We start from the raw sequence: 13,028 nt of genomic DNA, 5'->3' as shown, positions 1-13,028 counted from the left end.
GGTCAGTTGTGTATAGGCCATAGTGCATTTTCCTTTGGCGAGAAAGATGCCTACTATAGCAACTGACCGCCCTTCTGAAAAATTGCACTTATTAGTCGAATCTGCCTTTTTATTATTAATAAATTAATAGTAATTATCTTTCTATATAATGGGATTGTCTTTGAAAATAATATTTTTTTAATGATGTTTATTTGGTTGTAAGGTGATAAATGTTTTTATATGAATCATTATTTTATTGAATTAAACTATACCCAATGGATTTCAATATGCATCGCGACGGCAAGGGAGTGCAGCCAACAAAGAGGCAGTTTGAAAGATGACGGGTATAAATAGATTCGTTCTGTGTGCAGTGTGTCAAAGAATTATAGTGCCGTTAAAATAGGGGCATCATTGAAAGGTAGGGATTGGTGACTCTTTACTGTTTATGGTGATTTTTTAAATTTGTCCCTTTTGCTGTCAAACGATAGCGTTGTGATGGGCTGCTAGGTTTTTCTGGATGGCTCATTTCAATTAATCCTGCTGCCAGTGCGGGTTGCAAATAGCGCAGACGGAATGAGCTACGATCTTTTAATCCAAGTGCTGATTGCAGTTGCCCACGGTTCATTTCCCCTTTCAATACCATAATTAGTTGTTTAACTTGTTGGGTAGCCTGATGGGTAGCCTGATGGGTAGCCTGATGGGTGGATGTCAGAATTGCATCACGGATCATGTGCAGCATAAATTCAATAAATGGCGCACAATCAGCAAGTTGGCTACTTAGATTAATTGTTTGATAGTAATGAGCTTGATGTTCATAAACCAGGCTTTCAACGGGAATAAATTCAAATAAAGGGTTCCAATGGTTTAGGATTAATGTCTGCCATAACCTGCCCATTCTGCCGTTTCCATCGGCAAACGGATGAATGAATTCAAATTCGTAATGGAAAATGCAACTGGCAATAAGTGGATGAATATCAGTAGAGCCTAACCAGTGAAAAAGATCACCCATCAGCTTTGGAATCCGGTTTGCCTGTGGGGCCATGTGAATGACTTTTTCTCCATCCATCACCCCGACGCCGCTGTGTCGATAACTACCGGCATTATCTAGTAATCCCTTCATCAGAACATAATGGGCTTCTAGTAAGTTTTGCTCTGATGTGAAATGCCAATGGTTGAGCTTTTCATAAGCCAAAATAGCGTTACGCGCTTCTTGTATTTCACTGATAGGTGCAATAACTCGCTTTCCTTCAATAATGGCTGTGATTTGGCTTGCATCAAGTAAGTTACCTTCAATTGCCAGTGAACCGTGAATTGTGCGTATCCGATTGATACGTCTCAACCGCAAAGCTTTTATTTGTTCCTGTTCAGTGCTTAACCGGCCGATATTCTCACTGATTTCAGCAACTAATTGGATCATTTTAGCTGTAATTGAGAAAGGCGGTTGATAGCCTTTTTTAGCTGAATTCATTGAATACCTTAATTGGATTAATGGGCGTTATTATTGGTTCTGAAATAGGTTGATATTATCGCCAGTATATACCCGTTATCTTTCAAGTTGCCTCTTTGTTGGCTGCACTCGCTCACCCCAGTCACATAGTTTGCTATGCTCCCGGGGATTCACTCCCTTGCCGTCGCGATGCATCTTGAAATCCATAGGGTATAGACAGGCGTTTATTGTATGAATCGTGTGATTATTTTTCCGCTTCGCCGCCTAGTGCTTCAATGGTGCTTTTAATCAGCGCACTCAATTCGCCGGTCATTAGAATAAAGTCAGCATCAAACCGTTGGGCAAAATCTTCCCGATCAATGTCATCATTTTGTTCACGCAGAGTATCACTGAATTTTATGCGCTTGAAAGCGCCATCATCTGACAACATAAATTGAATACGCTCTTCCCAATCGAGCGCCAATTTGGTGACACATTTGCCTGCTTCTATATGGGTGGCGATTTCGTCAGAAACCAAATCTTGTTTTTTACAACGGATCACGCCACCCTCTTCCAGAATAGCTTTTAATTCAGCTTCATCCATTAAAGCAAAACCTGTCGGTAAATCACCGGAACGTACCCATTCTGTCAGGGTTAATTCTATCGGGTTTGTAAATGTCAGAGGAACAACAGGTAAAGAACCCAGACTTTTTCTCAATAATGCCAAATTATCTTCGGCTCGTTTAGCACTGGCTGCGTCAACAATGATCAGATTATTGGCGATATCGATCCAAATATAAGTTTGGCTGAATCGGCTAAATGCCCGTGGTAGCAAGGTATGTAATATTTCATCTTTCAGAGAGTCTTTCTCTGTTTTTTTAAGTTTGCGATGCTGTTCTCCTTCCAATTTTTCAATTTTTGCTTGCAGCGTTTGTTTGATAACCGGTGAAGGCAACATCTTTTCTTCTTTACGGGCGCAAATCAGAATGTGGTTATTCGCGACATGGGTAAAGGCGTCACTGTGTGAACCTATTGGTGGCACCCAACCTGTTTTCGCCATATCTTGACTGCCACATGGGGTGAATGCTAACGGACTCAATTGTTTTTCCAGTTCATCCGCAGAAAGTGAAATTTCCCGGTTTAAACGGTAAATCATTAAATTTTTGAACCACAACATAAAATTACCCCATATTTTTGCTCAATGAATCGGTGAGCATGACCAACATAAGGTAGCATGATAGCGAATCACAGGGATAAGCCCTAGTATCTTGTGTCAATTATCCTGATTGATGACTTTATTATATACCCTATGGATTTCAAGATGCATCGCGACGGCAAGGGAGTGAATCCCCGGGAGCATAGCAAACTATGTGACTGGGGTGAGCGAGTGCAGCCAACAAAGAGGCAACTTGAAAGATAACGGGTATATTTAAACGCGGAGACACGCCGTGCTTACTTATGAAAGTACGGCGCTGTCAGGTCATCCAGTTGAAGTGAGGACTTACCGGAGTAGCTTAAATTCCCGCTTGAACACAGTGGTGCTTTTCACTCTTTGGCGTGGGAAGGGTATCAAAGGGTTCAATTAAATAATGGTATATATCACGTTGTGGCAACGTACTGCCGCTAATCCTATTACCTTCATACCAAAGGCATGAAGCCGCCGGCCCTTGACCACCATAGGGAAGATAACCGTGTTCTTCCAGATGTAAGTCAGTATTACTCAGAATACTATCTGGCAAGTGAAGGCGTTCGCTGAGTTGATGATGGATATAGTCACTGGTACCAAACAAAGATATATACATAGCATTAGCAGAATACAAAGGATCAGAAAAATAATGGATTAAATCTTGATCCTGATAATATCTTTGTAAGAAGAACACAGGGGCAAAAAATTCTTTATAATTGCCACCTAATGATAATTCTTTCTCGAAAACCGTGGGTTTTATCATGCCATTGATGGGATTAACTTCTCCTCCATAGGTGCAATAGGGTCTATTTACTTTAAATACTGAAGCAATTTTTATACTGTGATCAATATCGCTATTGGGACCGACAATATTTTTATATTCACTATAAGGGCCAACTCTATCTTCAATATTCTTCAAATCAGAGATTAATCGTTGCTTGAATAAATCGTATATATCATTGTGTACTAATATGGCGTTTGGACCAGCACAATCCTGCCCTTGATTGTAAAGAACAACTCGTTTTGCACTTTCAACAGCCAGATTAATGTCTGCATCTTTTGAGATAATAAGTGGGTTATGACCGGCGCCATTAAGAATAAATAAGGTGTTTTTTCTGAAATGTTTACGGACTTTGAGCGCATTCTCTGGTGTTCCCGTAAAGATTACTGCATCAGTTATTTTTACGCGTTGACTTAAAAATAACTCTTTATCTTCATAAGAAATAGATAATGTTGGAGAAAATTTGGATAAATTAATAACCTGCTCAAATTTTTTGTAATGTGTATGCATTGCTGTCGGGGGGCGTATGCACACGTTTTCTGCCATAAGTGAAGGGATAAAACCAAAACATACAGAAGCGTAAATGGGTTGGTTAAGCGGGAGGAATGATGTCACACCATAAATTTTCTTTTTGAAATATTCTCTGTTGTTCTCAATATTATTCAAGACATCTATTGAACGGAGAATTTCATCTTCGGTGACGTTTTTACATTGATAGCCAGAGAGCGCTTCAACTAATGCCTCACTATTCCTCTGTAAAGCGGAGGAAAGTTCGTCACATTTTTTTCTGATTTCGGTGAAATTAATTTTGCTGTATAACTTAGTCATATGGATTTGATTCTCCTCGATTTTATTGTTTATGAATATCTCTTTTTGAGAACTATTAATTTCGTGGTTAACGATATTTTCCTCATTTTTTGGGTATGAGTTTTTATATGGGGTGTTAAAATGGGTTAAAATATGTTGCATCTCATTTAAATCTAACCATGTTTTAATGCGTGGGCCTTTAGTATCGCCAAATAACCCTCGGTAGAGCAGAGGCCATATTTGGGATGATTTATCATCTGAAAAATGGTCTTCATATGTACTGATTATATGCTGGAAAAGTTGATCTTTAGTGGATATTTCTCCTGAACTTATTGAGTTGGCTATGGCTGAGAAATACTTTTCTTCTTTAATATTTTGTAACCCTTGATTTTCATTTTTACATGTCCTGATATAATAATTATAACTTATTTCCAATTCCTGATCTGAAATGGACTCTCCCGGTTTTTTATAGCGATTCAGAAAATTTTCAGCCGCGAGTTTATTTGCTGGTTTTGACGCGTGTAATATTCTTGCTATCTTCGAAAAAGATAGTCTTTTTCCATCTTTTTGCGAAATATTAACTTGATCATTGAGATGTGGTGCCAGTGCGACATAAAATTTAGACGATCTCTGTGGCTCTTTTGAGAGGTAAGTGCGAATTGCGTCTTGTGTAAGCAGATGGCGAATATCATCTAAAGAGAAACTATTTCCTTTCGATTTCGATATTTTTTTACCTGAATCATCAAGGAAAAGCCCATATTTGTAAAAACGTGGAATTGGCCTGTCTAATGCTCCCGCGATCTGGCGAGCAACATCGGCAGAAGCCAGCAAATCTTCACCATGCATTTCAAAATGAATGTTTCTGGCAAGGAGGCGCATACCCCAGTCTGCTTTCCACTGAAGTTTAGATTTACCGTTTAGTACCGAAATAGTTTGCTCTTGATCCAATATTTCATTTTTATAGAACTCCCGAATTTCTACGCCATATTCATAACCGGGTTTATTAATGACTTCATCGCCAGGTATGTAATAGGTTATTTCTCCTGATGCAGGGTTCACGTCGGTTACTATAATATGTTCCAGTACGGCGCCAGTTCTTTCAGAAATGGGCATGATCATGCTGTAGGTTCTTTGTCTTAAAGATCCGGTAGATTCCTTGCATATTTGGTTTAGCACCAAAAAATTTTGTAGGAATAGTTTGATTTCGTCATTGTAATCGCCATTTTGATAGGCTAAAGAGTTTCTGACTAGCTGACACTCTATTTCGTATTCTGTGGCGAGCTTCATGAGTTGATATTCCGCCATTTCAGAGAATGACGGGAAATTTCCGAAAGGGTCCGGCACCTTGCTTATCGGTTGGCCTAGATAAGGCGTTAATTGTTCAGCATTTGGAATATTCAAAGGCACTTTTCTGAAAGGGTCCAAATCATCTGAAATGAGATAAAAATTAACTGTTCTGCCTGCTTTCTCCAATTCGGTTTTGATGAGATTGGCTCGGAGGATTTCACAAAGGGTTCCTATGTGTGGAAGCCCTGTTGGTCCAAAACCCGCTTCGATATTGATTGATTCCTCGTATGGTATAGCCTGATTAATTTCGAGGGCTTCCTTGACATACCATTTCATTTGCAGTTACCTCCATCATAATGTTTTGATTATTTTAGGGTTAATGGTGATGAATAAAGACAGTAGAGGTGTTATTAACTTGTCAGGAAATCCTCAGTAATCCTGATGAGAAAAAATGCTTTAAAAATGTTATATTATTTTATGTTTTTTGTTTTGACGTCAGCGATTAACCTTAAAATCTCTTTAAAATTAATGAATAGTTAACGCGAGTTCTAACCAATTAACTATTACTATAATCAATTATTGCTATAAACTTATTCTAAATTCTTTCGGCTCTAAGTGAGTGCTGAAATGATAAGGTTCAATAATATTCTTTCTAATGTTAAATAAAATTAATGTAATTATTGTTTCTGGTCAAGAGGGGAACATAAATTTTTTTATTTTCTCTTCATTGCTGAATTGAGTGAGATAGTGGGGGCGATGGGTGAATGTGTCATGCTGATCAGAAAAGTCGTTTATAGTCATTCTAATGGTGTCAAAGTTATTGATAAATTATAATTTTAAAAATATTCATTGGGTTATTTTTCTTTTAAATCAGTATGATAGTTAATTTTTATATTTTTTTAAATTAGTTTTTTATTTTATTTGAAAAATAAATGTTTTTTTACTTTTTATAATATGTTCAATATATTTATATATTTTACAAAAAATAATTTTAATTAATTTTAGAGATCGGCTTTATATAAAATTAATAATATTGTTTTTTATGTATTTTAATGTTTTCTTATTTTATAATTAAAATTAATTTATATTTAAATTAATTATTAAAGTTTAATGTTTAAATTGTTTTTTTTATAAATAATGTAGTTAATAAAATTAAAAAGATAAAGTTACCTGATGATGTGATTATTATCACAAATAATTTTAATTATTTGTTTTTTTAACGATGTAATTGTGCATTTTATCACGAAAATGATTTTTATGTTTATTTATTATATGGTTACAGTAGATTGTTTGGTTGAAGGTTATATCAAAAAATTGAAATTTTAATAGAATCACTCATTTTTAATTAAAAGCGTTCATCATTATAACCTAAATTAACGATTATTTTGTAATTAAAAACCATAAAAGTTTATATAAGGAAACCATAATATGGATGATAATTGATTGCTTGAAAATATTTACAATTTGTTAACAAGTTTGTTTTATACGGTAATATTATGAGCGGTATTTATTAGCCTGAATATTTTACCGGCTCAATGGAATAGAGAGATTTTTGTCCAGAAATAAAGCTAATAATTAAATACAACGCATTGTAGATATTTTATTCTTACTTAACTTAAATTAAACCGTGTTAAAGGTGGCTAGAGGGCAGATTTTACTGTGTTAGTGTCATAGGAGGAGTGAGATCTTGGCAAAGTGGTATGTCTGTGAGTGACTCTTTTGCGTGATAAAAATGCAGATACCCTAACTATAAAAAAACAGATTTATCTTGTTGGTTGAGATAAACGTTTTGCAATTTCTCAGTACAATAGCCTGAGTTTGTTCGTTGAAACGGCATATGATGATGCGCACAGCGACAATCCAGCTTATGAAAATAAAAAACAGATGATTGTGGAAATCGACGCTCATCTGTACTTGTAAGTTGACAGTTAAAGGAGAGCTGATTTTGAGTCCTCCTAAACTACCTAAAAAAGAGGTGTGAAATGGTTAACAATGTGTTGAAAGTCTCCACATTAACCTTATTGGTCGCATGTAATGTCCATGCTGAAACAGTTGATTTGCGGGTAATGGAAACATCTGATGTTCACAGTAACCTGATTGATTTTGATTACTTTAAGGATAAACCTACAGAACAATTTGGTTTGATACGCACAGCGAGTTTAATTAAAGCAGCCAAAGCAGAAGCCTCTAACTCCATTCTGGTCGATAACGGTGATTTAATTCAAGGTAGCCCACTGGCTGATTACGTGGCCGCAAAAGGCCTTAAAAAAGGGGAATCTCATCCAGCACATCAGTTAATGAATACAATGGGTTATACCGTGGGTAACTTTGGTAACCACGAGTTTAACTTTGGTTTGGATTATCTGAAAAAAGCCATTGCCGGTGCGAAGTTCCCTTATATCAATGCCAACATCATGGATGCGAAAACCGGTAAGAACTATTTCACCCCCTATATTATTGTTGATACGCCGGTAAAAGACCGGGAGGGTAAGAATCATACCATCAAGATTGGCTATATCGGTTTTGTACCGCCACAAATTGTTATCTGGGATAAGGTCAATCTGGATGAGAAAGTTGTCGTTAATGATATCACTGAAACCGCGAAAAAATTTGTTCCTCAAATGAAAAAAGCGGGGGCAGATTTGATTATTGCTATTCCTCACTCCGGCTTTTCCAAGGAGCCTTATAAGGCAATGGCTGAGAACTCGGTTTATTACTTGAGTGAAGTTAAAGGTATTGATGCGATTATGTTTGGTCACTCACACGGTGTGTTTCCAAGTAAAGAATTTGCAGACATTAAAGGCGTTGATGTTGCTAAAGGTACGGTTAATGGTATTCCGGCTGTTATGCCCGGCCAATGGGGTGATCATTTAGGTGTTGTTGATATGGTTATCGACAACGGGGGTGGGGCATGGAAAGTGACGGAAGCAAAAGCGGAAGCGCGCCCGATTTATGACAAAGTGAATAAAAAGGCACTGGTTGAGTGTGATAGTGAGTTGGCAAAAATTATCGGGCAAGCTCATCAGGGGACGCGGGGTTTTGTCGGTAAATTGATTGGCAAAGCGTCTGCCAATATGTATAGCTATTTGGCTTTGATTCAAAGCGACCCGACAGTGCAGATTGTGAATGATGCACAAGCCGATTACACGCGGCGTTTTATTCAAGGTGATCCCGATTTAGCAGATATTCCTGTTCTGGCCGCTGCGGCACCATTCAAAGTTGGCGGGCGTAAAAATGCACCTTCAGAGTTTATTGAAGTTGAAAAAGGTGATTTAACCTTTCGTAACGCAGCAGATTTGTATCTCTATTCCAATACACTGGCTGTTGTGAAGGTCACGGGTGCTGATGTGATTGAATGGTTGGAGTGTTCGGCCGGCATGTATAACCAGATTGATCCAAATTCAACTCAGCCTCAGTATCTGTTGAATTGGAGCGGTTTCCGTACTTATAACTTCGACATGATAAGTGGCGTGAATTATAAGATTGATCTGACTCAGCCCGCTAAATACGACGTTGATTGCCAGATCATCAATCAAGGAGCAAATCGTATCAAAGAGCTGACTTACCAAGGTAAACCGATCGATCCTCACGCTAAATTTCTCATTGCTACCAATAACTACCGCGCCTATGGTGGTAAATTTGCCGGCACAGGCGAAGATCACATTGCATTCGCTTCACCGGATGAGAACCGCGCTATTTTGGCTGCTTACATTGCCAAAATGTCTAAACAGAAAGGGATAGTAGCGACTAAAGCAGAGAATAACTGGTCGATTATGCCAATCAAAACTGACAAGAAATTGGATATCCGTTTCGAAACGTCTCCAAGTGAGAAAGCGGCGAAATTCATCAAAGCATTTTCTCAATATCCCGTGAAATATTTGGAAAATGATGAGATCGGTTTTGCTGTGTATCAAATTGATCTGACTGAAAAAAATAATTTTAATAGTCGCCTGCCTTAATTTTGGCAGGTTTTTGTTTGTTTACCATCAACAGGGAAATAATTTCCCATAAAGGAATTAAGATGCGTTTTTTTAATTTATTATCAGCAATATTCGTTTTACTGATTGTGGGTTGTGTGAAGCAACCAGAAGTGACTGACTCGTTGGAGTCTCTATCAACATTGGAAGAGGGGGCGTCTTGTATCTTACCTGCTACTCCGCCGAAAGATTATGATTATGTTGCTAAAGGTGACCGTTATGGTCAGAACGCAATCGCATCGACAGATTATTTCAAACTGTCTATTAGTTATTCTCCAGCATTTTGTAAGAGTAAAGCAAAGAATATTGAGCGCCTGAAAAATAGTAATAAATTTGCTGAAGCGCAGCGTGAATATGAAAAGTTTGAATTGCAATGTTTCTCCGAAAACAAATTTAGTTGGGTAATTCACGGATTGTGGGCGCAAACCTGTGATAGTAAATCAATGGCACAGTGCCGTGATTGGTCTGATGTCAGAAAACATCCACGTCTTTGCAAAGGGGATTTGCCACCACTGGATTATCAGGTGATTAAACCTTATCTATGCGCTTCTCCAGGGGCAGATTTGTTACAAGGTGAGTGGGAAAAACATGGTGTTTGTGCGTTTACAACGCCAGATCAATTTTTCAGTAAACAGCAAGAACTGTTTGATGGATTGGTATTGCCTAATGATCGTCCATCTAATAAACAGTTAATTAAGTTCCTCCAGAAAAATAACCTATCATTGAAGGGAAAAGCCATTCAGATCAATCGTGATGAATTTTACGTTTGTTACAGCAAAAATTTCGACGTGATTGATTGTCCAAAGCGTGAGTTGTGATGGTTCTCCTTTCTATAAAGGAAAATCACAGTGATGTGCCTGACCTGCGGTAACGTGGGTCAGGTTTGCCTTCTCTTAATCGTCGATATATCCCTTTCAGGGGATATTTTGTATTTATCTGTTATAGGGGTAATTATGAAGATCACATCACCAGAGATACTCGCACTCGCAATGAGGGAGACCCGCAAAAAAAGCAAATTGACTCAGTGAGCAACGACTGATCGGGTCGGTATTAAACAGAGCACTGTATCGGGGTTCGAGAAGTATCTATTTATCGAGTTCCGCGACCAATTCACGCAACACCGGTTCACGCTGCCAGATTTGACACACCAAGGCATATTCCTTTGCATCCAGGTGAGAGAAAGCGTCAACAACATTGTTCATAGATAACAAAATCCTTACAGTGAATTGATTAATGGATAGCAGGCTGCATGAGCAGTGCATAACGATTGAGTAATTGATTGAAACGGGTGTTAATTTGCTGACACAGTGCCGGGGAGACCGTGCCGCTTTTTTGTTGTTCGGCCAGTTGGCGCAATAATTCTTCCAATGGCGGTGTGCTCGCCAACGGTTGCTGAATGCCAAATACCATCGATTTCAATTCAGACCCCGTGAGATAACGACCGCGTCTTTCATCCAGCTCATCAAGGCGGGCCGCTAATCGTTGCAGACGCGATTGAGCCAGGTGGTAATTTTCCAGTTCAGAGACAGGTAACGCTGTGGCTTCACGTTGCTGTTGCCACTGTTTCTCCATCTCTTGCACCGTTTGGCTGGCCGGCCATAATGTTTGCAGTTGGTGTAATAGCTGCGTCCCATACGTTAATCGCCACAACACAGGCAAGGTATCCAAACTTGCCAGTTGCGACCGACTGGCCGCCAGCGTTTTCTCCTGCAACTGATTCAGCAGCACGGCGTTGTCCGGGTGGCGCAACTCAGCAAGTTGCGCTGGGAGTAAGGTCCGCGGCAAAGGCTGCGCGGTCACTTGCAATGCCTGCGCCAGCGGCGGCGCTTGTCGCATCCCTTTCACCCACCAAACACCGGCCACTGCCAGCGCGCACAACGCGACACCCGCGACAAAACCGTGCCAGACTTTCCCGCGGGACACAGGTAAAGCCCGGACCCCATTGCCCTGAGGGGGGACACCAGAAACCGTTTCACGCATGACATATATCAGTTGTGGCCGGAGGGGGGCTGTGGGCGTCAAAATAGCATTCCCCCCTGGTTGTACGGAGGAGACCGAGATAACAGGCATCATCCCCGTTTCCGGTTTCAGCCGCTCTAAGCGTTGAGCGCTGTTGTGAAGCCACACGCGGAGGCTGTCGAGTTGACTTACATATTTCAGTTCCAGACGTTGAAGCACTTCACACAGATGTTCAAGAACCTTTTCCACCGGGTAAATCAGCGGCAGGTCAATATAGGAGAAAACCGAGGTACGTAACAGCTGTTGTAACCGTGCGACCAGCCAGGCCAATATCTCAACCCGTACACGTGTAGATTGCGGCCAGAATTGCGGCCATTGATGAGCCACTAACCCCTCAATCAGGGCCAACCCTTCATGAATACCCGCAAATCCGGCCCGTTGTGCCCGGGCCAATGTGTACCAGGCGGCACTTTGCAGTTCTACACCGTTAACCTGAAACAGTGTCAAACAAAGCTGTTCAACTTTAGCCCAGTCAATGTCGGGCCGTGCCGGATGGCTCAGTTTGCTCATTTCGTCTTTCAGCGCACGGAATTCAGGCTGCGTACGGGGATCATCCCCGGTATAGACAATATTTTCAGTCATCACTTTATTTTCACCCAGATTTGTTGCTGAAATCAGCATGATTAACGCAGCGGGACAACATCAACGCATTCAACAGTCCGGGCGGCACTCCGGCCCGTTCCGATAACAGAAAGCGGCGGCAGGCAAGGTAGCCCCACCGCAGATTAATCCATCCGCCCTGGTTGGCGCAGATGGCGGACCAACACTTTCCCTTCCGGGACAAATTCCGTGCTAAAACGCACCCGCCCCACCTCTTTCAGTTCGGCGTTGATGTCATAACGCAAATGCGTCGGTTCAATCTCCGGCAATAACGTCACACTGACCTGCTTCAGGCGGGGCTCATAAGTCAGCAGCGTGTGTTCAATCGTCGCGATCAAGCGTTGTGACGATTCAGGCAACCCTTGCAGGATAGTGCTGAGATCAGGCAGGCCATAATCCGGCAGATGGCTCAGCGAACCCGCCCGGCCATTGAGGATACACTGCATATTATCCAGTACCGACAAAATCACCTGATTTTCCTCACTGATCTGATGCAAATCCAACCCGCCGCGAACGTTGCCGAACAGGCATTCATACAGGGAAGGCTTGTTGGTTTTCTTTTTCATCAACTTACTCCTTTTCAGGCAACAGAGTCAGGCTGCCGCCATTCAACTCAATGGTACGCGGCTTATCCGGTGACAGCGCCTGGCGTCTGATGATTAGGCGCCAGGTCGCCCCGGCTAAATCGGGATTTCTGAACAGACCCACCACCGCGACATATTTCGCCTGCGCCGCCATCGGCATATTGAGTGAAGCATGACTACCCGGTTTGACCACCACCTCCCGGCTCGCCAGACAATCGGCAGCGAGTATACGGTCGCCGTTCTCCAGCAAATCCGCATAATCCGCTTTTTCGTAAGCGTACGGGGAACCCCACCTAGCCAGCGGGAATTCACTGATTAAAATAGTGTCACCTATTCTTATGATGGAAAAACCCCATGAGCCAATCCCGGTTTACGCAAGCTG

Annotated in this window: 8 protein-coding genes; 2 read left to right on the top strand and 6 right to left on the bottom strand. The window is 40.8% G+C overall.

Going from position 1 to position 13,028, the window contains the following annotated elements; translation table 11 throughout:
- Positions 1-415: 415 nt before the first annotated feature.
- From ACGF5R_RS22585 to ACGF5R_RS22575, 3 genes are all read right to left on the bottom strand, one after another.
- Positions 416-1,447 (bottom strand): Fic family protein, encoded by a 1,032-nt coding sequence (locus ACGF5R_RS22585; RefSeq protein WP_112878288.1) that lies wholly within the window; start codon positions 1,445-1,447, stop codon positions 416-418.
- A gap of 223 nt (positions 1,448-1,670) precedes the next feature.
- A complete protein-coding gene (gene rdgC / locus ACGF5R_RS22580) occupies positions 1,671-2,582 on the bottom strand; it encodes a recombination-associated protein RdgC (protein WP_112878287.1) in 912 nt (303 codons plus the stop codon).
- 337 nt (positions 2,583-2,919) lie between these two features.
- Entirely contained in the window at positions 2,920-5,802 is a 2,883-nt protein-coding gene (locus tag ACGF5R_RS22575) for an aldehyde dehydrogenase family protein (RefSeq protein ID WP_387692826.1), read from the bottom strand.
- 1,646 nt (positions 5,803-7,448) lie between these two features.
- Here ACGF5R_RS22575 and ACGF5R_RS22570 point away from each other — a divergent pair.
- A complete protein-coding gene (locus ACGF5R_RS22570; RefSeq protein WP_112878285.1) occupies positions 7,449-9,425 on the top strand; it encodes a bifunctional 2',3'-cyclic-nucleotide 2'-phosphodiesterase/3'-nucleotidase in 1,977 nt (658 codons plus the stop codon).
- Positions 9,426-9,487: 62 nt separating this feature from the next.
- Positions 9,488-10,261, top strand: coding sequence for a ribonuclease (locus ACGF5R_RS22565; RefSeq protein ID WP_387692824.1), 774 nt, complete (start codon positions 9,488-9,490; stop codon positions 10,259-10,261).
- Between the two features lie 412 nt (positions 10,262-10,673).
- Here the strand turns inward: ACGF5R_RS22565 and ACGF5R_RS22560 are convergent, their stop codons facing one another.
- The 3 genes from ACGF5R_RS22560 to tssJ form a co-directional block, all read right to left on the bottom strand.
- Positions 10,674-12,083, bottom strand: coding sequence for a VasL domain-containing protein (locus ACGF5R_RS22560; protein WP_387692822.1), 1,410 nt, complete (start codon positions 12,081-12,083; stop codon positions 10,674-10,676).
- Between the two features lie 104 nt (positions 12,084-12,187).
- Positions 12,188-12,628 carry a type VI secretion system baseplate subunit TssE gene (gene tssE, locus ACGF5R_RS22555; protein ID WP_112878283.1) on the bottom strand — a complete coding sequence of 147 codons (441 nt, stop codon included), beginning with the start codon at positions 12,626-12,628 and terminating at the stop codon, positions 12,188-12,190.
- 4 nt (positions 12,629-12,632) lie between these two features.
- On the bottom strand, positions 12,633-12,947 hold the full coding sequence (gene tssJ / locus ACGF5R_RS22550) for a type VI secretion system lipoprotein TssJ (protein WP_387692828.1): 315 nt from the start codon (positions 12,945-12,947) through the stop codon (positions 12,633-12,635).
- Positions 12,948-13,028 lie beyond the last annotated feature (81 nt).

Source organism: Photorhabdus sp. RM71S (assembly GCF_042879355.1).
Taxonomy (GTDB): domain Bacteria; phylum Pseudomonadota; class Gammaproteobacteria; order Enterobacterales; family Enterobacteriaceae; genus Photorhabdus; species Photorhabdus kayaii.
Note: the sequence above shows the minus strand (reverse complement) of the source record. Positions and strands in the feature narration are given on the sequence as shown.

Coding starts and splice junctions, on each gene's coding strand:
- ACGF5R_RS22570 (WP_112878285.1), top strand. CDS start 7,449: ATGGTTAACAATGTGTTGAAAGTCTCCACATTAACCTTATTGGTCGCA.
- ACGF5R_RS22585 (WP_112878288.1), bottom strand. CDS start 1,447: ATGAATTCAGCTAAAAAAGGCTATCAACCGCCTTTCTCAATTACAGCT.
- ACGF5R_RS22560 (WP_387692822.1), bottom strand. CDS start 12,083: ATGCTGATTTCAGCAACAAATCTGGGTGAAAATAAAGTGATGACTGAA.
- ACGF5R_RS22565 (WP_387692824.1), top strand. CDS start 9,488: ATGCGTTTTTTTAATTTATTATCAGCAATATTCGTTTTACTGATTGTG.
- rdgC (WP_112878287.1), bottom strand. CDS start 2,582: ATGTTGTGGTTCAAAAATTTAATGATTTACCGTTTAAACCGGGAAATT.
- ACGF5R_RS22575 (WP_387692826.1), bottom strand. CDS start 5,802: ATGAAATGGTATGTCAAGGAAGCCCTCGAAATTAATCAGGCTATACCA.
- tssE (WP_112878283.1), bottom strand. CDS start 12,628: ATGAAAAAGAAAACCAACAAGCCTTCCCTGTATGAATGCCTGTTCGGC.